The sequence below is a fragment of the Variovorax sp. V35 genome, from assembly GCF_041154465.1.
GTDB classification, from domain to species: Bacteria; Pseudomonadota; Gammaproteobacteria; order Burkholderiales; family Burkholderiaceae_C; genus Variovorax; species Variovorax boronicumulans.
The window spans coordinates 6,915,306-6,937,961 of the sequence record NZ_AP028666.1 but is presented as its reverse complement, the minus strand read 5'-3'; the positions used below and the strand labels follow the sequence as shown (position 1 = coordinate 6,937,961).

Here is a 22,656-nt window from a genome sequence, read left to right as displayed (position 1 = left end):
CGCGTCAGTCTCCGCCGAACACCGGCTTGCGCTTGGCCGCGAAGGCCTCGTAGGCGCGCTTGAAGTCTTCGGTCTGCATGCAGATCGCCTGCGCCTGCGCTTCGGCCTCGATGGCCTGGTCGATGGTCATCGACCATTCCTGCGACAGCATCGTCTTGGTCATGCCGTGCGCGAAGCTCGGGCCTTCGGCCAGGTCGCGCGCCACCTTGGTGGCGGCGTCGAGCAGCGAGGCGCTGTCGTGCAGTGCGTTGAAGAAGCCCCAGGCCTGGCCTTCGTCGGCGGTCATGGCGCGGCCGGTGAACAGCAGCTCCGAGGCGCGGCCCTGGCCGATCACGCGCGGCAGCAGTGCGCAGGCGCCCATGTCGGCGCCGGCCAGGCCCACGCGGGTGAACAGGAACGCGGTGCGCGTGGCGGGCGTGCCGTAGCGCAGGTCGCAGGCCAGCGCGATCATCGCGCCGGCGCCGGCGCACACGCCGTCGATGGCGCCGACGATCGGCTGCGGGCAGTTGCGGATGGCCTTCACGAGGTCGCCCGTCATGCGCGTGAACTCGAGCAGCTCGGGCATGCGCATGCCGGTCAGCGGGCCGATGATTTCATGCACGTCGCCGCCCGAGCAGAAGTTGCCGCCAGCGCCGGTGACGACGATCACCTTCACGTCGGTCGCGTAGGTCAGCGCGCGGAACAGGTCGCGCAGCTCGGCGTACGAGTCGAAGGTCAGCGGGTTCTTGCGCTCGGGGCGGTTCAGCGTGATGGTGCCGACGCCGGCCTCGAAACGCCAGGCAAAGTGCTCGGCCTTGTAGTCGGCCTTGGGTTCGAATTGCGCGCGCATGGGATTGCTTGCGCCGATGTAGTGCTTCATGCGGTCTCCGCCAATTGGCTGCTGTGGGAATGTTGCTTGACCTTGCCGAGCAGCTTGTGAAGCTGCGCGATCTCCTTGGGGTTGAGGCTCGAGAAAGCCTCGACGATCCAGTCTTCGTGCTGCTGCGCCATCTCGTTGAAGAGCTTGCGTCCGCGCGGCGTGAGGCGCACGCGCCAGGCGCGGCGGTCGCCCTCGACGTTGATGCGCTCCACCAGCCCTTCGGTCACGAGCTGGTCGGTGATGCCGGTGACGTTGCCGCCCGTGACCATCATGCGGCGCGAGAGCTCGTTCATCTTCAGGCCGTCGGGCGAGCGCTCGAGCTGCGACATGAGATCGAAGCGCGGCAGCGTGGTGGCGAACTGCGCGCGCAGTCCGTTGCGCACCTGCTTTTCCACCAGCTGCGTGCAGGTGAGCATGCGCAGCCAGAGGCGTAGCGCCTCGGGGTGCTCGCTGTGGGCGCGTGCTTCGAGGTCCATGTCAGTGCGTCTCTTCGGCGTCGGCCGCGCGGCCCGCGGCAGCGGTGGCCGCGGCGATCTGCTGCTGCTTGGCGATCTCGCGGTACATCTGGTCGCGGCCGCTCAGGTACTGCTTGGGCCAGTCGACGTCGCGGCTTTGCAGCTTGGCGGCTTCGTGCAGCGTCCAGGCCGGGTCGGCCAGGTGTGGGCGCGCCACGGCGCACAGGTCGGCGCGGCCGGCGGCGATGATGCTGTTGGCCTGGTCGGCGTCGGTGATGGCGCCCACGGCGATGGTCGAGATGCCGACCTCGTTGCGGATGCGGTCGGCGAACGGCGTCTGGTACATGCGGCCGTACACGGGCTTCGCATCGCGCGTTGTCTGACCGGAAGAGACGTCGATGAAGTCGGCGCCGGCCTCCTTGAAGAGGCGCGCGACGACCACTGCGTCGGCGTCGGTGTTGCCGCCCGGTGCCCAGTCGTGGGCCGAGATGCGCACGCTCATCGGCTTGTCGGCCGGCCACACGGCGCGCATCGCGCGGAACACTTCGAGCGGGTAGCGGCAGCGCGCGTCGATGTCGCCGCCGTACTCGTCGGTGCGCTGGTTGGTGAGCGGGCTGATGAAGGCCGACAGCAGGTAGCCGTGCGCGCAGTGCAGCTCGAGCCAGTCGAAGCCGCATTCGACCGCGCGGCGTGTCGAGTCGACGAACTGGTCGCGCAGCGTGTCCATCTCGGCGCGCGTGATCGCGGCCGGCAGCTGGTTCTGTTCACCGTAGGGCAGGGCGCTCGCGCCGAGCACAGGCCAGTTGCCGCTTTCGAGGGGTTCGTCGGTGCCTTCCCAGCCCACGCGCGTCGAGCCCTTGGGGCCGCTGTGGCCGAGCTGGAGCGCGATCTTGGCGCTCGACTGCGTGTGCACGAAGTCGACGATGCGCTTGAACGCGGCCTGCTGCGTGTCGTTGTACAGGCCCGTGCAGGCCGGCGTGATGCGGCCTTCGGGCGTCGGGCTCGTCATCTCGACGCAGACCATCGCGGCGCCGCCGAGTGCGCGCGCGCCCAGGTGCACCAGCAGGAAGTCTTGCGGCACGCCGTCGACCGCGCTGTAGGTCGCCATCGGCGAGACCACGATGCGGTTCTTCAGCTCGAGGCCGCGCACCTTCAGCGGCATCAGCATCGGCGCCACGGCCTTGCCGCCCGCCAGCCACTGCTCGTAGCCGCCGAGCCATTGCGTGTCGCGCACGCGCAGGTTCTCGTGGCTGATGCGCTGCGAGCGCGTGAGCAGCGAGTAGGCGAACTGCTCGATCTCCATGCCCGTGTAGCGCGGCACGTTCTCGAACCATTCGGTGGAGTTGCGCGCGGCGTTCTGGATCTTCAGCACCTCGACGCTGCGGCGTGCTTCATAGCCTTCGAGCACATGGTCGACAGTGCCGCCCTGCGCGAATTCGTTGGCCAGGTCGATGGCGTCTTCGAGCGCGAGCTTGGTGCCCGAGCCGATCGAGAAGTGCGCCGTGTGCGCGGCGTCGCCCATGAGCACGACGGGCACCGAGCGGCCTTCGACGTCGATGCGATGCGTCCAGCGCTCGCACACCACGCGCGGAAAGCGGATCCAGTTGGCCGAGCCGCGCAGGTGCGTGGCGTTGCTGATGAGCGCGTGGCCGCCCAGGTACTTGGCGAACAGCTTCTCGCAGAAGGCGATGGCTTCGGGCTGTTCCATCTGGTCGAGGCCGTGGGCCTTCCACACGGCTTCGGGCGTCTCGACGATGAAGGTCGAGGTCTTGTCGTCGAACTGGTAGGCATGCGCCTGGAACCAGCCGTGCTCGGTCTGTTCGAAGGCGAAGGTGAAGGCGTCGAAGGTCTGGTGCGTGCCCAGCCAGACGAAGCGGCAGTTGCGCAGGTCGATGTCGGGCTTGAACACGTCGGCGTAGCGCTGGCGGATGCGGCTGTTGAGGCCGTCGCTGGCAATGACCAGGTCGGCCTTGTACTGCGCGGCAATGGCCTGGTCGTCGGTGGCGTCGGTTTCGAAGACCAGTTCCACGCCGAGTTCGAGGCAGCGTTCCTGCAGGATGTTCAAGAGGCGCTTGCGGCCGATGCCGCAGAAGCCGTGGCCGCCCGAGCGCACCTGGCGGTCCTTGAAGAAGACCTGGATGTCGTCCCAGTGGTGGAACTCGTTGCCGATGAGCGCGGCAGTCGGGCCGTCGGCTTCGCGCAGGTTGCCCAGCGTCTGGTCACTGAGCACCACGCCCCAGCCGAAGGTGTCGAAGGGGCGGTTGCGTTCGACCACGGTGATCTGCAGCGCCGGGTTGCGGGCCTTCATCAGCAGGGCGAAATACAGGCCGGCTGGACCCCCACCGATGCACAGGATGCGCTGGAGGTCCGAGGCGGGCGCGAGGCGGGGGGAGGTCAAGCTGTTCATGGTTGAATAGTTTAGGCATAAACAATCTGTTGTCAACGAGGGCTTCTCTGCAGAGGCCTGCGTCCCGCGCGGCTGCGCGATGTCATGCAAATCCTTGGAAAAATCAATACCATGGACGCATGCAACACTTGATACCCAAGATCGAGTCGCAGCTGGCCTCGCTGCCCGTGCCCATCGCACTGGAGCTGCCCGACGGGCGCCGGGTCGCCCAGGCGGGTTCACGCGTGACGCTGGCTTTCAAGGAGTGGTCGGTGCTGGCCAAGCTGGCCGGCCGGCAGGTCGGGGCCATCGGCGAGGCCTACGTCGAGGGCAAGGTGCAGATCGAGGGCGCCATGCGCGACCTGATCGACGCCACCGTCGGCCTGTTGCCCGGCAACCCGGCCGAGACCGACACCACCTGGTGGAGCCGCTTGCAGCGCCGCGCCAAGTCGCGCGGCTCGCACTCGCTGCGCAAGGACGCCGCGCAGATCGAGTTCCACTACGACGTCTCCGACGATTTCTACGCGCTGTGGCTGGACCCGCGCCGCGTCTATTCATGCGCCTACTTCCGCACGCCCGAGCTCACGCTGGCGCAGGCGCAGGAGGCCAAGCTCGACCACATCTGCCGCAAGCTCATGCTGCAGCCCGGCGAGCGCTACCTGGACATCGGTTCCGGCTGGGGCGCGCTGCTGCTGTGGGCGGCCGAGCACTACGGCGTGGACGCCACCGGCATCACGCTGTCGAAGAACCAGCATGCGCACGTGCAGCGGCTCATCGAGGAAAAAGGGCTGCAGGGCCGCGTGCGCGTGGAGCTGCGCGACTACCGCGAGCTGCCCGACGACCAGCCCTTCGACAAGATCTCGTCGGTGGGCATGTTCGAGCACGTGGGCGCGGCCAACATGCCGACCTACTTCCACAAGATCCACACCTTGCTCAAGCCGGGCGGCCTGGTGCTCAACCACGGCATCACCTCGGGCGAGCTGAACTACCGCCAGCTCGGCGCGGGCATGGGCGACTTCATCGAGAAGTACATCTTCCCCGGCGGCGAGCTGCTGCACGTGACGCACGTGCTGCGCGAGACCGCGGCAGCCGGGCTGGAGATGGTCGACACCGAGAGCCTGCGCCCGCACTACGCGCGCACGCTGTGGGCGTGGTCGGACGCGCTCGAGGCGCAGCTCGATGCCGCGCGCGAAGTGCTGGGCCGCAGCGGCGGGCGCCAGGGCGAGAACGCCGAGCGCATCCTTCGCGCCTACCGCCTGTACCTCGCGGGCTCGGCGATGAGCTTCGAGCAGGGCTGGATCTCGCTGCACCAGATGCTGTCGACCAAGCCCGACGGCAAGGTCGAACACGGTGCCTTGCGCGGTGCGCAATCGGTGTACCCTTTTGCCCGTGACTACATCTACAAATAAGTGAGGACACCACCACCATGCTCTACCGCTTCAAATCCCGGGCCGCCCCAGACTTCGTGATGCTCGAGGTGCATGCGCGCCAGCTGCTCGACATCGTCGGCAAGCCGGCCGCGCCGCAGGGCATCATCACGGTCGAGCAGATCCCCGGCGCCATTGCCGCTCTCGAAGCCGCACTGGCGCTCGAAAGCAGCAAGCCTGCGCCGCACAACCACGACGAACACGTCGTCGAAGGCCACGACGCCGACGCCGAGAAGCAGCATGTCGGCCTGCACCAGCGCGCCGCACCGCTGCTGCACATGCTCAAGGACTCGCAGGCCGAGAGCAAGGATGTGACCTGGGGGACCTGAGCCCCGACCTCAGCAAGTCACCCTGTCTTTTCGAGGAACACCGCGGAACCGGCTTTGCCGGGCCGCAGGTGTTGCCCCCTGCAAGGGGGTTGGCGTAGCGACACGAAGTGCGCGAAGACTGGGGGTTAGTCCACCTTTGCGCCGGAGTCTTTCACGACCTTCGCCCACTTCACATGCTCACTCGCAATGAGCTTCGTGAAGTCCGCCGGCGAATTGCCGCTCGGGATCGCGCCCTGGGTCAGCATCTTTTCCTTGATCGCCGGCGTGCCCAGCGACTTGGCCACTTCCTGCTGGATGCGGTTCACGATCTCCGGCGATGTGCCGGCCGGCGCCAGCAATCCGAACCATGAGCTCGCCTCGTAGCCCTTGAGCGCGGGGCCGCCGGCTTCTGCCACCGTCGGCACATCGGGCAGCGCGGGCGAGCGCTGGGCGCTGGTCACGGCCAGCGGCGTGAGCTTGCCGCCCTTGATCTGCGCCATCGACGAAGGCAGGTTGTCGAACATCAGGTCGGCGCTGCCGCCCACCAGGTCGAGCAGCGCCGGGCCCGAGCCCCGGTACGGGATGTGCGTCATGAAGGTGCCCGTCATGCTCTTGAACAGCTCGCCCGCCAGGTGGATCGACGTGCCGCTGCCGCTCGAGGCCATGTTGAGCTTGCCCGGGTTGGCCTTGGCGTACTTGAGGAAGTCCTGCACGTTGCGGATGTTCAGCGACTTGGCTTTCTCGGCGTTCATCTCCATCACGTTCGGCACGGCGGCCACCAGGGTGATCGGCACGAAGTCCTTGATCGGGTCGAAGGGGAGCTTGGGGTACAGCGCGCGGTTGATGCCGTGCGTGCCCACCGTGCCCATCAGCAGCGTGTAGCCGTCGTTGGGCGAGCGCGCGACGATCTCGGCGCCCACGTTGCCGCCGGCGCCCGCGCGGTTGTCCACGATGAACTGCTGGCCGAAGGCCTTCGAGAGCTCGGGCGCCACGGCGCGCGCCAGGATGTCGGTGGTGCCGCCGGCCGCGAAGGGCACGACGATGCGCACCGGCTTGGTCGGCCAGGTGGCCTGCGCGTGTGCGGCGCCGCCCAGCAGCGCGAGGGTGGCCGCCGCCGTGGCGACGAGCGCGAAGCGGCGGGTGGATGAAGTGACGGAAGAAGAGCGGGAGATGGAAGTCATGCGCGCCTTTGTACAGGGGGGCGCCAAAGGCGTCGCGAGTAAAAACCCCGGCCTTCGATGGACATCGCCGCTCAGCCCACCTGCATCCGCTGCGCGAACTTCGCCTCGCGAAAGCGCGCCAGCACGAAGTCGACGAACACCCGCGTCTTGGGCGGCAGCAGCTTCTTGCTCGGGTAGTAGATCCACACGGCGCCCGAATCCTGGTACCACCCGGGCAGCAGCCGCACGAGCGCGCCGCTGCGCAGGCCGCGCTCCACGAAAGGCATCGGCAGCATCGCCACGCCGAGCCCCAGCAGCGCCGCCTGCGCGATCGCCTCGGGGTCGTTGAAGATCGCGCGCGGGCGTTGCGGCAACTCGACCATGGTTTCCTCGCCGCTCGCGTGCCGCAGCGTCCAGGGCCGCAGCCGGCCCGTGGGCGAGGAGCGGCGCAGCAGCACATCGAAGCGCGCCAGCTCGGACGGGTGCGCGGGCAGCGCGCGCCCCGCCAGGTAGGCCGGCGCCGCCACCGCCACCACGTGGATGCGCGCCAGCTCGCGCGCCACCACGCCGGGCGACAGCGCGATGCCGCCGCCGATGGCCGCGTCGAAGCCCTCGCCGACCAGGTCGACCTGCTGGTTGTCGAAATGCCAGTCGGGCACGATGCCCGGGTAGCGCGCCAGGAAGTCGCCCATGAACGGCAGCACATGCTCGCGCCCGAAGGCCTGGCCCATGCTCACCTTCAGCGTGCCCGAGGGCTGGCCGTCGTCCTGCGCGAGGCCGGCCACCGCGTCCTGCAGCGTGGCCAGCGCGCCGCCGACCTGCGCCAGGAAGCGCTCGCCGGCCTCGGTCAGCGTGAGCCGGCGCGTGCTGCGCTGGAACAGCCGCACGCCCAGCCGCGCCTCGAGCCGCGCCACGTTCTTGCTGACCGCCGCAGGCGTGAGCCCCAGGCGCCGCGCGGCCGCCGAGAAGCTGCCGCCCTCGGCGCTCTGCACGAAGGATTCGAGGTGATTGAGCGGTTCCATGCCGCGATTCTGGCGCCCATCTTCAACTTTGGGTTGAATCTGATCGGGCCGATTGATGGCTACTGCAAAGGGAATGGAATTCCGACACTGAAGGCCTTCCTCCTCCAACTGATCGGAAAAATCATGGCATCCACCTCTGTGTCCTCTTCCCCCGTCCTGGCCGGCAAGGTCGCCTTCGTCACCGGCGGCTCGCGCGGCATCGGCGCCGCCATCGTGCGCCGGCTGGCCCGCGACGGCGCGGCCGTGGCCTTCACCTACGTCAGCGCGCAGGCCGAGGCCGACAAGCTCGCCGGCGAGATCCAGGCCGCCGGCGGCCGCGCGCTGGCCATCCGTGCCGACGCCGGCGACGCCGCTGCGCTCACGGCCGCCATTGCCCAGGGCGCACGCGCCTTCGAGCGGCTCGACATCTTGGTGAACAACGCGGGCGTGTACCTCGGCGGCGAGCTCGACACCTTCTCGCTCGAAGATTTCGATCGCACCATCGACGTCAACGTGCGCGCCACCTTCGTGGCCGTCCAGGCCGCCGCGCGCCACATGGGCGACGGCACGGGCCGCATCGTCAACATCGGCAGCATCAACGCCGAGCGCGTGCTGGACGCGGGCGCCAGCGTCTACGCGATGAGCAAGGCCGCCATCGTCGGCCTCACGCGCGGCCTGGCGCGCGACCTCGGCGCGCGCGGCATCACCGTGAACAACGTGCAGCCCGGCCCCATCGACACCGCCATGAACCCCGCCACCGGCCCGCGCGCGGCCTCGATGCACGACGTGATGGTGCTGCCGCGCCACGGCCGCGCCGAAGAAATCGCAGGCATGGTCGCCTACCTCGTGGGCCCCGACGGCGGCTTCGTCACCGGCGCCAACCTGAGCGTGGACGGCGGCTACACGGTCTGACCGGCAGTGCCTGAGTCGGGCGCGCGCTCCACCGCGCGGATCAGCGTGTCGAGCGTGTCGCTCAGGCGGGCCAGCTCGCTCGCATCGACGCCCGCGAACAGCTCGGCCTCGCGCTGCCGGCCCAGCGCGCCGACGGTGGCGTGCAGCGCCTTGCCGGCGGCCGTGAGGTACAGGCGGCTGCAGCGCTGGTCGGTCGGGTCGCTGCGGCGCTGCACGCGCTGGTGGCGCTTCAGGCCCGCCAGCGCGCGGCTCACGGCCATCTTGTCCAGGCCGGTGAGGTCGGCGACCTGCGTGGCGCTGAGCCCCGGCTGCGCGGCCAGCACGGCCATCGCGCGCCACTCGTTCAGCGTGAGCTGGTGCTCGCGCCCCACGCGCTCATGGAACGGCCGCGCCGTGAGGTTGACGACCCGCACCAGCTTGAAGAAGAGCGGGTCCATGGCCGTTCGTATTTTTCTTGCGTGTCAGCCGGCCAGCTTCTTCGCCGCCGCCACGATCGCGTCCACGCCGACGCGCGACTGCGCCTCCAGCACCGGCGCGTAGCCGACCGGAATGCGCGGCGCGCCCAGCCGCGCGACGCGGCAGCCCGTGGCCTCGGCCGCGCTCGCGGCGATCTCGGCGCCGAAACCCGCGGCCTGCACCGCCTCGTGCACCACCAGCAGCCGCCCCGTGCGCGCGCACGACGACAGCACCGTCTCGCGGTCCCACGGCCACAGCGTGCGCAGGTCGATCAGGTCCACCGCAATGCCCTCGGCCGCCAGCGCGTCGCAGGCCGCGGCGCAAGGCTGCATCTGCTTGCTCCAGCTCACGAGCGTGAGCGCATTGCCTTCGCGCACGCGCGCCGCCTGGCCCAGCGGCACGACCAGCGTGTCGTCCACCTCGCCGCGCAGGCCCCACAGCGTCTTGTGTTCGATGTAGACCACCGGGTCGCCGCATTGCAGCGCCGCGCGCAGCAGGCCGTGGTTGTCCTGCGGCGTCGAGGGGCTCACCACCACCACGCCCGGCAGGTGCGCGAACCAGGCCTCGAGCGACTGCGAATGCTGCGCCGCCGACGCGTCCCAGATGCCGCCCGGCATGCGTGCCACCAACGGCACGCGGCCCTGGCCGCCGAACATGAAGCGGTTCTTGGCGGCCTGGTTCACCAGCTCGTCCATGCCGCACAGCGCGAAGTCGACCACGCGCATCTCGACCACGGGGCGCAGCCCGGCGAGCGCCATGCCCACGCCGGCGCCCATGATCGCGGCCTCGCTGATCGGCGTGTCGATCACGCGCTCGGCGCCGTACTGCTGCTGCAGCCCCTTGTACTGGCCGAAGATGCCGCCGCGGCCCACGTCCTCGCCGAGCACGACCACGCGCGGGTCGGCGTCCATCTCCTGCTGCAGCGCGCGCACGGCGGCTTCGGAATAACTCAGCGTCGTCACAGCCATTGGCCTGCTCCCGTGGTCTGCACGTCGGTGAAGGCGGCGCTCGCCTCGGGCCAGGGGGCCGCGTCGGCCACGGCCAGGGCCGTGTCCACCTCGTCGCGCGCGGCGTTCTCGATGGCGTCCAGCGTCGCGGTGGCCACGCCGGTGTCCAGCAGGTGGCCGCGGGCGCGCGCGATCGGGTCGGTCTCCAGCGCGGCGGCCAGCTCGGCCGGGTCGCGGTAGGCCGCGAGATCGACCGACACATGGCCCTTCACGCGGTAGGTGAGCGCGTGCAGCAGGCGCGGCCCCGCGCCGCTGCGCACCTCGGCCACCAGCCGTGCCGCGGCCGCATGCACCGCGAACACGTCGTTGCCGTCGACCTGCGTGGCCGCGATGTCCATCGACGCGGCGCGCGCCGAGGCGCCGTCGCCGGCCGTCATCGGGCCGCTCGCGGTCGTGGCGCTCCAGCGGTTGTCCTCGCAGACGAAGAGCACGGGCAGGTCGTACACGCGGGCCCAGTTCAGCGCTTCGAGGAACGGGCCGCGGTTGATCGCGCCGTCGCCGAAGAAGCAGACCGTGATGTCGTCGCTGCGCTTCAAGAGTTTTTGCGCATGCGCCGCGCCGACCGCGATCGGCAAGCCCGCCGCGACCACGCCGTTGGCGCCCAGCATGCCCACCGAGAAGTCCGCGATGTGCATCGAGCCGCCCTTGCCGCCGTTGAAGCCCGTGGCCTTGCCGAACAGCTCGCACATCATCCGCGTGAGGTCCGCGCCCTTGGCCAGCGTGTGGCCGTGGCCGCGGTGCGTGGAGGTGAGGTAGTCGCTCGCGCGCAGGTGGGCGCACACGCCCGCCGGCACCGCTTCCTGCCCGGTCGACAGGTGCAGCGGCCCGCGCACCTTGGCGGCGCCGCCCGCCTGCTGGCCGTAGGCGCTGACCCCGCCCTGGCTGGCGGTTTCGGCGGCGTTCTCGAAGGCGCGGATGCGCACCATGACGCGGTACAGCGCCTCACCGGCGCCTGGGGGGTTGCTCGGGTCCATCTTGTCTCCAACGCCCTGGGGATCGGCGCTTTGAGAAAAATCGTATCAACCGAGACGGATTCGACCTACCGGGCTAACCCTTCGCCCCCCCCCGCCCGGCCTCTTTTTCGGGCGCGGGCTTCCTGCTCTCTTCTCTATTTATTCTTCTTATTTAAGTTAGTAGTAGTAGATAAGGGTAAACCCGCCCTGTGGACAGGGCACTTTTTCCCTTGCCTGACAACAACTTGTCACACCCCGGACACTGTGTGCTCCTGTGCTTTCGCGGTGCTATCAAAACAGGAACAACTTGGGCGCGGGAGTTTCCGCTGTGGATAACAGGGGGCTTGTCCGGAAACTGTCCCCAGAGTTTTCCATTTGTATCTGGAGCGGCAGCGCCGTCCGGGAATTCCCGGGTGCCCGGAACCCTCCGCCGATGGGATAGTTAGTTCGCCACTCAAACTAACTACCCCGGCCCACCGTTCTGAGGAGAGACACCGATGCAACTGACAACGAAACACACCCTGGCCGCCCTGGCGTTCGGTCTCACGGCCGTGGGCGCGATGGCGCAGACCGTGGTCGGCGTGAGCTGGTCCAACTTCCAGGAAGAACGCTGGAAGACCGACGAGGCCGCGATCAAGGCGCAGCTGGAAAAACTCGGCGCGAAGTACATCAGCGCCGACGCGGGCGGCTCGCCCGAGAAGCAGCTGGGCGACATCGAGGGGCTGATGTCCAAGGGCGCGAAGGCGCTCATCGTGCTGGCGATGGACAAGGACGCGATCCTGCCCGCCGTGACCAAGGCCACGCGGCAGAAGGTGCCGGTGGTGGCGTACGACCGGCTGATCGAAGCGCCCGGCGTGTTCTACATCACCTTCGACAACGTCGAGGTCGGGCGCATGGAGGCCCGCGAGGTGCTCAAGGTCAAGCCCAAGGGCAACTACGTGATCATCAAGGGCTCGCCGAGCGACCCGAACGCCGACTTCCTGCGCGCCGGCCAGCAGGAGGTGCTGGACGCCGCGATCAAGAAGGGCGACATCAAGATCGTCGGTGACGAATACACCGAAGGCTGGAAGCCCGAGGTCGCGCAGAAGAACATGGAGCAGATCCTCACCAAGAACGGCAACAAGGTCGACGCGGTGGTGGCGGCCAACGACGGCACGGCCGGCGGTGCGGTGGCGGCGCTCACGGCCAAGGGCCTGCGCGGCATTCCGGTGTCGGGCCAGGACGCCGACTTCGCCGCGCTGAACCGCGTGGCGCTGGGCACGCAGACCGCGACGATCTGGAAGGACTCGCGCGAGCTCGGCCGCGAAGCCGCCACGGCGGCGGTCTCGTTGGCGGCCGGCAAGGCGGTCGAGAAGGCCGCGCCCTGGGCCGGCGGTGCCAAGAAGATTTCGCTGTCCTCGCGCCTGCTGACGCCGGTGCCGATCACGCGCGACAACCTCGACGTGATCGTCAAGGCCGGCTGGATCAAGAAGGACGAGCTCTGCAAGGGCGTCTCGGGCGCAAACGCGCCCGCGGCCTGCAAGTAACGCCGCAACCACTGGCGCGTTCAGCTTCCCGCTGAACGCGCCCTCCATCTCTTCGCAACATGGCTTCCGGCCGACCCGCAAGGGCCCGCCGGCGGGCGGTTGCGCACCTGTAGTCCGTCCCGAGGGGGTCTGAAAAATGAGCGATCCAACACCCGGCTGGTGGCGCCGCACCGGCATCGACCTGCGCCTGCTCCTGATGTGCGTGCTGCTGGCCGTGATGGCGGTGGCGTTCAGCATCATGTCAGGCGGCGTGTTCCTCTCGCCCGAGAACCTCTACAACGTCGCGCAGCAGACGGCGGTGGTCGGCATCGTCTCCACGGTGATGGTGCTGATCATCGTGGCGCGCCACATCGACCTGTCGGTGGGCTCGGTGATGGGCTTCGTCGGCGTGCTCATCGCCTACCTGCAGTACACCTCGGGTTGGTCGTGGCCCACGGCCTGCCTCGCGGGGCTCGCGGTGGCGCTGCTGGTGTCGATCTACCAGGGCTGGCTCACGGCGGTGCTGGGCGTGCCGTCGTTCGTGGTCACGCTGGGCGGGCTGATGTCGTTTCGCGGCGCGGCCTTCCTGGTGGCCGACGGCAAGACGCAGCCGGTGAACGACGAGTTCTTCCAGCGCCTGGGCGGCGGCTACGACGGCGGCATCGGCGTCACGGCCAGCTGGGTGCTCGCGGGGCTGGTGGCGCTGGTGCTGTTCGGGCGCATGGTGCAAAAGCGCCGCGCGCGCCAGCGCTACGACATGCCGACCGAGGCGCTGTGGCTCGACGTGCTGCTCACGGCCGTGCCGGTGGCGGTGGTGATCGGCTTCGCCTGGGTGATGAACAGCTACCAGATCTCGTCCAAGAGCGAGCCGCAGGGCATTCCGATTCCGGTGCTGATCTGGGCGGCGGTGGCGATCGTGCTGTCGTTCATCGTGCACCGCACGCGCTTCGGCCGCTACGTGTTCGCGATGGGCGGTAACCCCGACGCGGCGGCGCTGGTGGGCATTCCGGTGCAGCGCGTCACGCTGATGCTGTTCGCGCTGCTGGCGGTGCTGGTGACGGTGGCGGCCATCGTGTCGATCGCGCGGCTCAACGCGGGCACCAACTCGCTGGGCACGGGCATGGAGCTGTACGTGATCGCCGCGGCCGTCATCGGCGGCACGGCGCTGGCGGGCGGCAGCGGCTCGATCTTCGGCTCGGTGCTGGGCGCGCTCATCATGCAGTCGCTGGACAGCGGCATGCTGCTGCTCGACGTGCCCATCGGCAAGCGCATGGTGATCATCGGCCAGGTGCTGATCGTGGCCGTGGTGTTCGACGTGCTCTACCGCCGCAAGTTCGGGGAGAACTGACATGGCCGACATCGACAAGACAAAACCGCTCGTCGAGCTGCGCGAGATTCGCAAGGCCTTCGGCGGCGTGAAGGCCGTGGACGGCGTGAGCATCAACCTCTACCCCGGCGAGGTGGTCGCGCTCCTGGGCCACAACGGCGCGGGCAAGTCCACGCTGATGAAGATGCTCGCGGGCGCCTACCCGATCGATTCGGGCGACACGCTCATTGCGGGCGAGAAGGTCCACATCCGCACGCCCGCCGAGGCGCAGGCCCAGGGCATCGAGACCATCTACCAGACGCTCGCGCTGGCCGACAACCTGGACTCGGTGGCGAACCTCTTTCTGGGTCGCGAGAAGATGACGGCGTGGAACACGCTGGACGACCACTTCATGGAAGTGCAGGCGCGCAAGGTGTTCCAGCGCCTGAACAAGAACTTCACCAACATCCGCATCCCGGTGCGGCGCCTGTCGGGCGGGCAGCGGCAGGTGGTGGCGATCTCGCGCGCGCTGTACTTCAATGCGCGCATCCTCATCATGGACGAGCCCTGCGCCGCGCTCGGCCCCGAAGAGACTGCGATGGTCGGGCGCCTGGTCAAGCAGCTGAAGGACGACGGCGTCGGCATCTTCCTGATCACACACGACATGCCCGACGTGTTCTCGCTGAGCGACCGGCTCGCGGTGATGAAGAACGGCAAGCTCGTGGGCACTTACCGCACGGCCGACGTCACCGAGGACGAAGTGCTCGGGATGATCATTGCCGGCAAGCGGCCCGAGGGACGCGAACAGGCGCACCACGCAGCAACCGCGGCCACCGCAGCGGCATGACATGAAGACCATCGGCGACCAGCAGCTGCTCAAGCGCCTGAACCGCAGCGTGCTGCTGCGGTTGTTGCGCGCGCAGCCGGGCTTGTCGCGCGCGCGCCTCGCGAGTGAAAGCGGACTCACCAAGTCGACCGTGAGCCTGCTGGTGCGCGAGCTGCTCGACGAAGGCTGGCTCAGCGAATCGGGCGCCGCCGTGGCCGATGGGCTCGGGCGGCCGTCCACGCCGCTGCGCATCAACGTCGGCGTGCGCGCGCTGATGGGCGTGGAGATCGCCGTCGAAACGCTGCGCCTCGTGTGCGTCTCGCTGCAGGGCGAGGTGCTGCACGCGCAGGCCGAGCCGCTGGACGACGGTGAGCCCGCCCGCGTGTGCGCGCAGCTTGCGCGCATGGCGGCGGCGGCGCACGCGCAGCTCGACCAGCGCGGCCTGCGCCTGTCGAGCATCGGCGTGTGCGTGCCGGGCGCGGTGGACGACTGCACGGGCGTCGTGCGCTTCGCGCCCAACCTCGGCTGGCGCAACGTGAACCTGCTGCCCGCGCTCGAAAAGGCGCTGGCCGCGGCGGGCCTGCCGGGCGTCACCGTGCAGCTGCAGAACGATGCCGATGCCGCCGCGCTCGGCGAGTACGAGTTCGCCGCGGGCGAAGGCGAAGACCCGCTGATCTTCGTCAACAGCGACGTCGGCGTAGGCGCGGGCGTGGTGCTGAACGACCGCCTCTTCACCGGCGCGCAAGGCATGGCCGGCGAGATCGGCCACACCATCCTGCAGCTCGACGGGCCGCTGTGCTCGTGCGGCCGGCGCGGCTGCGCCGAGGCCTTCTTCGGTTCGCGCGTGCTGGCGCGCGAGGGCGCGGACATGGCGCGCGCCGCTGCGTTCTTCGGCGTGCTGCTGCAGAACCTGTGGGTCACCTTCAACCCGCGCGCGATCGTGCTCGGGGGCAAGGTCTGCGCCGAGCATCCGGAGTTCGCGAAGGCTGCGTTCGAAGGCGTGATGGGCCATGCGGAGCGCGCCGGCATGCCTGCGCCGGAACTGCGCACGGCGCGCTACGAAGCCCTCGCGCCCGCGGTGGGGGCGGCGGCGTTGGCGCTGCACGACTACCTGCGGCCGCTGCAGCCCGATGCGAAGGCGCGCCGCGCGCGCGCACTGGCCCGCGCCGGCGCCTGAGCCGTCAGTCCGCTGCCGCGCTGCTGTCGTCGTCGCGCCAGCCGCGCAACCGCCGGTACAGCGTGCCGCGCGACACGCGCAGCTGCCGCGCCGCCTGCGACACGTTGCCGCCATGCGCCGCGAGCGTGTCCTCGATCAGCTTGCGGCTGTGCTCGCGCAGGGTTTCGGTCGGTGGTGTTTCGCTGACGGGTGCAAGAGCCACGGGCGGCTGCGTCTGCACGTCGATCGCCACGGGCGCATCGGCCTGTGCGCTCGCCATGTCCGGCATCGCCACCGCGTGCCGGAAGTCCGCGCCGTCCGCGCCCTTGAGCTGCGCCTGCATCCACACGCCGAGCCCGCTGGCCAGTCGCAGCGGCTGCGCGGCCTCGCGCCGGCCCAGCCGCAGCAGGCTCGCGAGGTCGTGGCCCAGCAGGCATTCCACGTCGCGGTCGTCGGGGGCCTCGGGCAGCCGTCCCAGCAGCCGCGCGCCGGCGTTGTTGAGCCACGCGATGGTGCCGTCGGGCGCGATGCCCGCGAGCGCCTCGAGCGGCGTGCCCAGCAGCGTGGGGCTGGCCTGGAAGCGCAGGATGAGGTGGTCGCGCGACTGCGCCTGCAGCAGCCGGTTCTCGATGATGGTGGCGTGCAGCGCGACCATCGAGGCCGCGTCGAAGCCGAAGCGCCGCGCCTCCACCGTGAGGTCGAGCACGCCCGCGAGCCGGCCGCTCACGTCGCGGATCGGCGCCGCGGCGCATTGCATGTGGCACAGCACGTCGTAGTAGTGCTCGGCGCCGTCGACAGTGCAGGCCTGCCCGGTGCTGGCCACGATGCCCGGCGCCGTGGTGCCCACGACGCGCTCGGAAATGTTCACGCCCAGGCGCGCGGTCTGGCGCAGCACGGGCTGGTGCGTGCCGGCGGGCTGGCTGGTGACGTGCACCACCACGCCATCGCGGTCGGTCAGGATCACGCGGCAGTCGGTGCCCGCGAGCATGTGCTCCATCTGCACGAGCTCGTGCCGCGCCACGTCCAGCAGCTCGCGGTTGCGCGCGAGCGTGGTGTGCAGCCGGCTGGGCGTGACGGCGTCGAAGGCCACCACGCGCTGCCGGTCGGCGTGGGTGCGGCTGCAGCGCATCCACGACTGGATGACCGCCTCGCCGACCAGCCCCGAGGGGCGCACGCCTTCTTCGAAAAACTGCTGCCGCGCCAGCGCCACGCGCTGTGCCGGCGTGCTGGCAAAGAGTTGGCGCGGCGCATCCGCCGTGCCGAGCCTGTCGAGCGCCATGGGTTCGCCGCCTCTTCCGGGTTCAGGGACCCTCTCGAATGTGTTCCGCAATGGAACAAGGCTTGATTGGGGAAATCCCGGGGGTGAAGGCCGATGCCGTGCGAACGATCCTTGGGGCAGAACGAAGAAGGAGACAGACCCCGATGAAGACGACAACGACACAGCCTCTTTCCGGGCGGCGCCTGCTTGCGGGCGCCTTGCTGTGCCTGGGCCTGGCGGCCCCGGCGCTGGCCCAGACGGCCGCCAGCCCGCAGGACCGCGCCGGCGCGGCCGCCAAGCGCGTCGACGGCAACTTCGTGCGCGCCAACGCGGCGAAGAAGACGCCCGACTGGCCCAGCTACGGGCTCGACTACGCCGAGTCGCGCTTCAGCAAACTCGACCAGGTCAACACCGGCAACGTGAAGCAGCTCGGGCTGGTCTGGTCGTACAACCTCGAATCGACGCGCGGCGTGGAAGCCACGCCGCTGGTGGTCGACGGCATCATGTACGTCACGGCCTCGTGGAGCATCGTGCATGCGATCGACACGCGCACCGGGCAGAAGATCTGGACCTTCGATCCGCAGGTCGACCGCACGAAGGGCTTCAGAGGCTGCTGCGACGTGGTCAACCGCGGCGTGGCGCTGTACGAGGGCCGCGTCTACGTGGCCGCCTACGACGGCCGCCTGATCGCACTCGACGCCGCCACCGGCCAGAAGGTGTGGGAGAAGAACACCATCGACGGCCAGAAGGGCAGCTACACCATCACCGGCGCGCCGCGCGTGTTCAAGGGCAAGGTCATCATCGGCAACGGCGGTGCCGAGTACGGCGTGCGCGGCTACGTCACCGCCTACGACGCGAAGACCGGCGACCAGAAATGGCGCTGGTTCGTGGTGCCCGGCGACCCGAGCAAGCCGTTCGAAGACGAGTCGATGGCGCGCGCCGCCAAGACCTGGGACCCGAGCGGCAAGTACTGGGAAGCCGGCGGCGGCGGCACCGCCTGGGACAGCTTCGCCTTCGACCCCGAGCTCAACCTGATGTACGTGGGCACCGGCAACGGCTCGCCCTGGGCGGCCAAGGCGCGCAGCCCCAAGGGCGGCGACAACCTGTACCTGGGCTCGGTGGTGGCGCTCGACCCCGACACCGGCAAGTACAAGTGGCACTACCAGGAGACGCCCGGCGACAACTGGGACTACACCTCCACGCAGTCGATGATCCTGGCCGACGTCAAGCTGAACGGCAAGGCGCGCAAGGTGCTGCTGCACGCGCCCAAGAACGGCTTCTTCTTCGTCATTGACCGCACCAACGGCAAGTTCATCTCGGCGAAGAACTTCGTCGCGGTCAACTGGGCCACGGGCTACGACAAGAACGGCCGGCCCATCGAGGTCCCCGCCGCGCGGCAGAACGAGAAGCCGGGCGACAGCATCCCGGGCCCGTTCGGCGCGCACAACTGGCACCCGATGTCCTACAACCCGCAGACCGGCCTGGCCTACCTGCCCGCCCAGCACGTGCCGATCAACCTGATGGACGACAAGGCCTGGAAGTTCGACGAGAACGCACCCGGGCGCCCGCATGCGGCGCTGGGCTGGAACCTGGGCAAGTTCGCCAACGTCGAGCCGCCCACGAGCAAGCCCTTCGGCCGCCTCGTGGCCTGGGACCCCATCAAGCAGAAGGAAGCCTGGGGCGTGGACTATGCCTCGCCGTGGAACGGCGGCACGCTGACCACCGCCGGCGACCTGGTGTTCCAGGGCACGGCCGACGGGCGCCTTGTGGCCTACCACGCGAAGACCGGCGAGAAGTTGTGGGAAACGCCCACCGGCACCGGCGTGGTGGCGGCGCCCGCGACCTACATGGTGGACGGCAAGCAGTACGTGTCGGTGGCCGTGGGCTGGGGCGGCGTGTACGGCCTGGCGCAGCGCGCCACCGAGCGCCAGGGCCCGGGCACGGTCTACACCTTCGCGGTCGGCGGCACGGCCAAGATGCCCGCCTTCGTCGAGTACCGCATGGCCAAGCTGGTGCAGGGCGTGAAGTACGACCCCGCCAAGGTCCAGGCCGGCACCATGCTGTACGTGAGCAACTGCGTGTTCTGCCACGGCGTGCCGGGCGTGGACCGCGGCGGCAACATCCCGAACCTGGGCTACCTCGACCCGGCCTACATCGAGAACCTCGACAAGTTCGTGCTCAAGGGCCCGGCCATGTCGCGCGGCATGCCCGACTTCACGGGCAAGCTCTCGGGCGACGACATCGAGAGCATCAAGGCCTTCATCCAGGGCACGGCGGACGCGATCCGGCCGAAGTAGGGCGCACGCGGACTCAAACAGAAAAGGCGCCGACGGCGCCTTTTCTTTTGGGCAGGGCGCTGGTCAGCCCGCCAGCCGCAGCTCGTGGATCAACCCCGCCACGTTGCCCACCTGCAGCTTGTCGTAGATCGACTGGATGTGGTTGCGCACCGTGGCTGGCGAGCGGTTCAGGATGGCGGCCACTTCCTTGTGGGTGTCGCCGCGCGCCAGCAGTTCGGCGATGGTGTGCTCGCGCGGCGTGAGGCTGTCGGCGCGGCAGCGGTGGCGGCACTTGAGGAACAGCAGGCGCTGCTCGACGCGGTGCGTGACCACGATCTCGCGCCCGTTGAAGCGCGCGTGGCCCTGCAGGAAGTGCTGCAGCAGCGCATCGGGCAGCGTGCGGCCGTGCCAGGCCGGCCACTCGGCCTTCAGCATCGCCTCGAACAGCCGGTCGGCGTGGTACAGCACGCCGCGCAGGTCGCCGATGGCCGAGCCGCCGGGCGACGCGCTGCCCGCTTCGAGGCGGTCCAGGTGCATCACGCGGTTCAGCGCCAGCGCCTGCATCACGTGCGGCGCGAGGCTGGCGAGCAGTTGCCGCTCTTCCTCCGTGCCGTGGGCTTCCGGGTCGGCGCGGAACAGGCTGAGCCAGTGGACGAAGCTCGTCTGCGGGTTCGAATCCGAGGTGATGAAGAAGTTGGCCTGCTCGAAGCGGCGGCCGTAGTCGCGCAGCGCGGCCTGGTCGTCGCGGCAGAACCACGCCTGCGCATTGAAGGCGAGCGTGGCGTTCGACTGCTTGGCCACCTCGCCGGCGGCCGTGTCCATGTGCTTGACCTGCTCGTAGGCCGTGACCATCTCGAGCGGCTGGTTGTGCAGGTGGATCGTGTGGATGTCGATGCCGTGGTCGGTGCGGGTGGCGGTGCCCCACATCGACGAGTCGAAGGGCAGCACGGGCTTGAGGAGGTCGAGCGCGGCGTCCTGGAAGGCGTCGATGGGCAGCTCGTGCGAGAGGCGGTACAGCCGCAACAGGAGGTCGCTGAAGTCGCGCGGGACACCGGCCGTGAAGGTCATGCGGGGAGTCTTCCAGCCCGGGCGCCGCATGCCCATCCCATGTTCCGGTGACGCGCGCGGGGCTCGGCCGCGCGGTTTCAAGAATGGTGCATTTGCATCATTTGATTTCCAAAAGCGAAAGCTATTGTTTGCAGCGCCCTCGGTTGCTGACCAGGCCCTTTCCCTTTTCGAGAGACCCACGATGCCTCACCCCACCTCCAGAATCCCCCACGCCCTGTCCCTTGCCACCCTGTTGATCCTCGGCGCCTGCGGCGGCGGTGGGGGTGGCGGAGGCGGCGGTGGCTTTGCATTCCCCGTCGGTACGGGCGGCAACGGCGGCACGCCGCCCGCCGCCGAATCGCCCGGCACGCTGAGCGGCACCGTGGCCACCGGCGCGGCCTTTGCCGGCGCCGCGCTCACCGTGTTCGACCAGACCGGCGCCAAGGTCTGCGAAGTGACCGTGCCGGCCGAAGGCACCTACAGCTGCGTGCTGCCCGCGGGCACCAAGGCGCCGCTGGTGATCCAGGCCGTGCGCGACGACCTCACGCTCTACAGCACCACCGCCAGCACCGCCACCGGCACCACCAACGTCACGCCGCTGACCACCGTGGTGGTGGCGCAGCTTTCGCCCAACGGCGACCCCGCCAAGCTGGCCGCCGCGGTGCAGGCCGATGCCGGCGCCGTCACGCCGGGCGCCATCAGCGACCAGGTGGCGAAGCTCGTGGCCGCGCTCAAGCCGCTGCTGGACGCGCTCAACACCAGCATCGACCCGATGAGCGGCACCTTCCAGGCCAACGGCACGGGACAGGACCGCGTGCTCGACACGCTGAACGTGTCGGTGCGCCCCGACGGCACCGCCGCCAACATCGAGATCACCGTCAAGGCGCAGCCCGCGAGCGAAGAGAGCGCGCCCGTGTCCATCGTCTTTCGCACCGGCGAGAGCAGCATCGCGCCGCTGCCCGCGGTCGATGCCGCGGCCCTCGTGCAGCCGCCCACGCCGGCGATGGTCAAGGACCTGCTGGACCGCCTCAACGCCTGCTACGCGCTGCCGCTGAACGAGCGCGTGGACAGCACCATCGGCTCCGACGGCAACGCCTTCGGCGAGGCCGCCGACGTGGTCGCGCCGGCCTGCCGCACGCTGTTCGTGGGCGACGACCCGGCCAGCTTCGTCGCGGCCGGCCTGCACATCGGCCGCGCGTCGAGCGGCCCGCGCCGGCCCTTCGAAAGCCTGTTCCGTTTCGGCCCCACGAACCTGAAGCACGACCGCGGCAACTTCGAATACTTCCACCCGGGCGGCGACATCGCGCTCACCTACCGCTGGACCGACAGCGTGGGCAACACCGACAACGATGTGTTCAACGCCAGGATCGTGAATGGCGCGCTCAAGCTCACCGGCAACAGCAACGCCTACCGCGCCGCCGTGCGCCCGCAGCAGGAGCTGAAGGACTTCCTCAAGCACGCGAACCTGAAGTACCACGCTGCGGGCTACAACGTGTCGGTGGACAACGTGCTCGACGGCAACGGCGACTCGATCTTCACGAAGGTGGTGGCCACCTCGTCCGCGCTGCCGGGCCGTGAACTGGTCCTCGTGCCCCGGGCCGGGCTGACCACCCTGGTGCTCACCACCGACGGCACCGCCAACGGCGCGCTGAACTCCTCGCTGTGGCGCATGGCCGCGCGCTACGTGGACCCGGCGCAAGGCGGCAACCCGAGCAGCATCGAGCCCGGCAATCTCTTCGCTTCGCCGCAGTTCGACGACACGCAGCTGGGCGCCATTCCCGATCAGGCGGTCTGGAAGCTCGAGTTCTTCCTGGCGGCCGGCGGGACCAACCCGGTGCAGTACGCGCGCACCTTCTCGCGCGCGCCGACCCTCGCCGAGGCCGTGCAACTGCCGACCGTGGAAATGACGCCGGCCCTGCGCGCCGAGCTGATGTCGGAAATCGACGGCGTTCCGCGCGGCATCGTGTTCGGCGCGCCGGTTCCCTCCGACCCCAGCGCCAACAACATCGACTTCAGCGCCGAGGGCAACCTCGACGGCTGGTCGGTGCCGAACGGCGCCTACGCCCCGACCACCTTCCTGGTGGCCGGCCGTGGCCCGAACAACAACCGCTTCACCGATTCGATCACGGTGCGCACCTCGGCGCGCAAGGCCGTCATCTACTGCCAGCCGGTGAACTCGCCGAGCGACAACCACTGCGTGAGCGTCGGCAACAACGCTTACCAATACGCGCAGGGCTCGTCGGTCAGCAGCTTCATCTTCACGGCACGCACCGCGCGCCAGGTCGATGTGCGCAAGAACTTCGAGGCGTGGACCTACTCGCCTCCCTGATTCTTTTCCTGCTGTCACCGCATGAAAAA

Annotated in this window: 19 protein-coding genes; 9 read left to right on the top strand and 10 right to left on the bottom strand. The window is 69.3% G+C overall.

Annotated elements, in window-relative coordinates; all coding sequences use genetic code 11:
- Nucleotides 1-4: 4 nt before the first annotated feature.
- From ACAM42_RS32095 to ACAM42_RS32085, 3 genes are read right to left on the bottom strand one after another with little or no spacing between them, the layout of a single operon-like run.
- Entirely contained in the window at nt 5-859 is an 855-nt protein-coding gene (locus ACAM42_RS32095) for an enoyl-CoA hydratase family protein (protein ID WP_139700614.1), read from the bottom strand.
- Nucleotides 856-1,335 (bottom strand): MarR family winged helix-turn-helix transcriptional regulator, encoded by a 480-nt coding sequence (locus ACAM42_RS32090; protein WP_101491458.1) that lies wholly within the window; start codon nt 1,333-1,335, stop codon nt 856-858. The genes ACAM42_RS32095 and ACAM42_RS32090 overlap by 4 nt, the downstream gene beginning before the upstream one ends.
- Before the next feature lies 1 nt (nt 1,336).
- Nucleotides 1,337-3,721, bottom strand: coding sequence for a bifunctional salicylyl-CoA 5-hydroxylase/oxidoreductase (locus ACAM42_RS32085; protein WP_369630558.1), 2,385 nt, complete (start codon nt 3,719-3,721; stop codon nt 1,337-1,339).
- Nucleotides 3,722-3,840: 119 nt separating this feature from the next.
- Here ACAM42_RS32085 and ACAM42_RS32080 point away from each other — a divergent pair, with 119 nt between their 5' ends.
- A complete protein-coding gene (locus ACAM42_RS32080; RefSeq protein WP_062474832.1) occupies nt 3,841-5,109 on the top strand; it encodes a class I SAM-dependent methyltransferase in 1,269 nt (422 codons plus the stop codon).
- Between the two features lie 17 nt (nt 5,110-5,126).
- Nucleotides 5,127-5,456 (top strand): DUF1840 domain-containing protein, encoded by a 330-nt coding sequence (locus tag ACAM42_RS32075; protein ID WP_070062980.1) that lies wholly within the window; start codon nt 5,127-5,129, stop codon nt 5,454-5,456.
- A 125-nt stretch (nt 5,457-5,581) separates the two neighbouring features.
- Here ACAM42_RS32075 and ACAM42_RS32070 read toward each other — a convergent pair whose 3' ends face one another.
- Both ACAM42_RS32070 and ACAM42_RS32065 read right to left on the bottom strand, forming a co-directional pair.
- On the bottom strand, nt 5,582-6,616 hold the full coding sequence (locus tag ACAM42_RS32070) for a Bug family tripartite tricarboxylate transporter substrate binding protein (protein ID WP_369630557.1): 1,035 nt from the start codon (nt 6,614-6,616) through the stop codon (nt 5,582-5,584).
- A gap of 71 nt (nt 6,617-6,687) precedes the next feature.
- Nucleotides 6,688-7,617, bottom strand: coding sequence for a LysR family transcriptional regulator (locus ACAM42_RS32065; RefSeq protein ID WP_369630556.1), 930 nt, complete (start codon nt 7,615-7,617; stop codon nt 6,688-6,690).
- A 123-nt stretch (nt 7,618-7,740) separates the two neighbouring features.
- On the opposite strand from ACAM42_RS32065, the gene ACAM42_RS32060 reads away from it, so the two are divergent.
- Nucleotides 7,741-8,508, top strand: coding sequence for an SDR family oxidoreductase (locus ACAM42_RS32060; protein ID WP_062474843.1), 768 nt, complete (start codon nt 7,741-7,743; stop codon nt 8,506-8,508).
- Here the strand turns inward: ACAM42_RS32060 and ACAM42_RS32055 are convergent.
- From ACAM42_RS32055 to ACAM42_RS32045, 3 genes are read right to left on the bottom strand one after another with little or no spacing between them, the layout of a single operon-like run.
- Nucleotides 8,496-8,945, bottom strand: coding sequence for a MarR family winged helix-turn-helix transcriptional regulator (locus tag ACAM42_RS32055; RefSeq protein ID WP_070062984.1), 450 nt, complete (start codon nt 8,943-8,945; stop codon nt 8,496-8,498). The two genes, ACAM42_RS32060 and ACAM42_RS32055, sit on opposite strands and share 13 nt — an antisense overlap.
- Before the next feature lie 24 nt (nt 8,946-8,969).
- Nucleotides 8,970-9,932 (bottom strand): alpha-ketoacid dehydrogenase subunit beta, encoded by a 963-nt coding sequence (locus ACAM42_RS32050; protein WP_099793780.1) that lies wholly within the window; start codon nt 9,930-9,932, stop codon nt 8,970-8,972.
- Complete coding sequence (locus tag ACAM42_RS32045) at nt 9,923-10,945, bottom strand: thiamine pyrophosphate-dependent dehydrogenase E1 component subunit alpha (RefSeq protein WP_369630555.1); 1,023 nt, start codon at nt 10,943-10,945, stop codon at nt 9,923-9,925. The genes ACAM42_RS32050 and ACAM42_RS32045 overlap by 10 nt, the downstream gene beginning before the upstream one ends.
- 476 nt (nt 10,946-11,421) lie before the next feature.
- Here ACAM42_RS32045 and xylF point away from each other — a divergent pair, with 476 nt between their 5' ends.
- The 4 genes from xylF (at nt 11,422) to ACAM42_RS32025 (ending at nt 15,738) form a co-directional block, all read left to right on the top strand.
- A complete protein-coding gene (xylF, locus tag ACAM42_RS32040; RefSeq protein WP_369630554.1) occupies nt 11,422-12,450 on the top strand; it encodes a D-xylose ABC transporter substrate-binding protein in 1,029 nt (342 codons plus the stop codon).
- 136 nt (nt 12,451-12,586) lie between these two features.
- Nucleotides 12,587-13,777 (top strand): sugar ABC transporter permease, encoded by a 1,191-nt coding sequence (locus ACAM42_RS32035; RefSeq protein ID WP_369630553.1) that lies wholly within the window; start codon nt 12,587-12,589, stop codon nt 13,775-13,777.
- A 1-nt stretch (nt 13,778) separates the two neighbouring features.
- The gene (locus ACAM42_RS32030) at nt 13,779-14,582 is read left to right on the top strand and encodes an ATP-binding cassette domain-containing protein (RefSeq protein WP_095747145.1); all 804 of its coding nucleotides are present in this window, start codon (nt 13,779-13,781) and stop codon (nt 14,580-14,582) included.
- A gap of 1 nt (nt 14,583) precedes the next feature.
- Nucleotides 14,584-15,738: an ROK family protein gene (locus ACAM42_RS32025; RefSeq protein ID WP_369630552.1), complete on the top strand. Its 1,155-nt coding sequence runs from the start codon at nt 14,584-14,586 to the stop codon at nt 15,736-15,738.
- Between the two features lie 4 nt (nt 15,739-15,742).
- Here ACAM42_RS32025 and ACAM42_RS32020 read toward each other — a convergent pair whose 3' ends face one another.
- Nucleotides 15,743-16,996, bottom strand: coding sequence for a helix-turn-helix domain-containing protein (locus tag ACAM42_RS32020; protein WP_369630551.1), 1,254 nt, complete (start codon nt 16,994-16,996; stop codon nt 15,743-15,745).
- Nucleotides 16,997-17,139: 143 nt separating this feature from the next.
- On the opposite strand from ACAM42_RS32020, the gene ACAM42_RS32015 reads away from it, so the two are divergent.
- Nucleotides 17,140-19,272: a PQQ-dependent dehydrogenase, methanol/ethanol family gene (locus ACAM42_RS32015; RefSeq protein WP_369630550.1), complete on the top strand. Its 2,133-nt coding sequence runs from the start codon at nt 17,140-17,142 to the stop codon at nt 19,270-19,272.
- 63 nt (nt 19,273-19,335) lie between these two features.
- Here ACAM42_RS32015 and ACAM42_RS32010 read toward each other — a convergent pair whose 3' ends face one another.
- The gene (locus tag ACAM42_RS32010; RefSeq protein ID WP_095747138.1) at nt 19,336-20,319 is read right to left on the bottom strand and encodes a helix-turn-helix transcriptional regulator; all 984 of its coding nucleotides are present in this window, start codon (nt 20,317-20,319) and stop codon (nt 19,336-19,338) included.
- A gap of 181 nt (nt 20,320-20,500) precedes the next feature.
- Here ACAM42_RS32010 and ACAM42_RS32005 point away from each other — a divergent pair, with 181 nt between their 5' ends.
- Nucleotides 20,501-22,627, top strand: a complete 2,127-nt coding sequence (locus ACAM42_RS32005; protein ID WP_369630549.1) for a carboxypeptidase regulatory-like domain-containing protein — start codon at nt 20,501-20,503, stop codon at nt 22,625-22,627.
- Nucleotides 22,628-22,656 lie beyond the last annotated feature (29 nt).

Coding starts and splice junctions, on each gene's coding strand:
- xylF (WP_369630554.1), top strand. CDS start 11,422: ATGCAACTGACAACGAAACACACCCTGGCCGCCCTGGCGTTCGGTCTC.
- ACAM42_RS32095 (WP_139700614.1), bottom strand. CDS start 859: ATGAAGCACTACATCGGCGCAAGCAATCCCATGCGCGCGCAATTCGAA.
- ACAM42_RS32025 (WP_369630552.1), top strand. CDS start 14,584: ATGAAGACCATCGGCGACCAGCAGCTGCTCAAGCGCCTGAACCGCAGC.
- ACAM42_RS32055 (WP_070062984.1), bottom strand. CDS start 8,945: ATGGACCCGCTCTTCTTCAAGCTGGTGCGGGTCGTCAACCTCACGGCG.
- ACAM42_RS32015 (WP_369630550.1), top strand. CDS start 17,140: ATGAAGACGACAACGACACAGCCTCTTTCCGGGCGGCGCCTGCTTGCG.
- ACAM42_RS32010 (WP_095747138.1), bottom strand. CDS start 20,319: ATGACCTTCACGGCCGGTGTCCCGCGCGACTTCAGCGACCTCCTGTTG.
- ACAM42_RS32080 (WP_062474832.1), top strand. CDS start 3,841: ATGCAACACTTGATACCCAAGATCGAGTCGCAGCTGGCCTCGCTGCCC.
- ACAM42_RS32090 (WP_101491458.1), bottom strand. CDS start 1,335: ATGGACCTCGAAGCACGCGCCCACAGCGAGCACCCCGAGGCGCTACGC.
- ACAM42_RS32085 (WP_369630558.1), bottom strand. CDS start 3,721: ATGAACAGCTTGACCTCCCCCCGCCTCGCGCCCGCCTCGGACCTCCAG.
- ACAM42_RS32030 (WP_095747145.1), top strand. CDS start 13,779: ATGGCCGACATCGACAAGACAAAACCGCTCGTCGAGCTGCGCGAGATT.
- ACAM42_RS32020 (WP_369630551.1), bottom strand. CDS start 16,996: ATGGCGCTCGACAGGCTCGGCACGGCGGATGCGCCGCGCCAACTCTTT.
- ACAM42_RS32035 (WP_369630553.1), top strand. CDS start 12,587: ATGAGCGATCCAACACCCGGCTGGTGGCGCCGCACCGGCATCGACCTG.
- ACAM42_RS32070 (WP_369630557.1), bottom strand. CDS start 6,616: ATGACTTCCATCTCCCGCTCTTCTTCCGTCACTTCATCCACCCGCCGC.
- ACAM42_RS32060 (WP_062474843.1), top strand. CDS start 7,741: ATGGCATCCACCTCTGTGTCCTCTTCCCCCGTCCTGGCCGGCAAGGTC.
- ACAM42_RS32005 (WP_369630549.1), top strand. CDS start 20,501: ATGCCTCACCCCACCTCCAGAATCCCCCACGCCCTGTCCCTTGCCACC.
- ACAM42_RS32045 (WP_369630555.1), bottom strand. CDS start 10,945: ATGGACCCGAGCAACCCCCCAGGCGCCGGTGAGGCGCTGTACCGCGTC.
- ACAM42_RS32065 (WP_369630556.1), bottom strand. CDS start 7,617: ATGGAACCGCTCAATCACCTCGAATCCTTCGTGCAGAGCGCCGAGGGC.
- ACAM42_RS32075 (WP_070062980.1), top strand. CDS start 5,127: ATGCTCTACCGCTTCAAATCCCGGGCCGCCCCAGACTTCGTGATGCTC.
- ACAM42_RS32050 (WP_099793780.1), bottom strand. CDS start 9,932: ATGGCTGTGACGACGCTGAGTTATTCCGAAGCCGCCGTGCGCGCGCTG.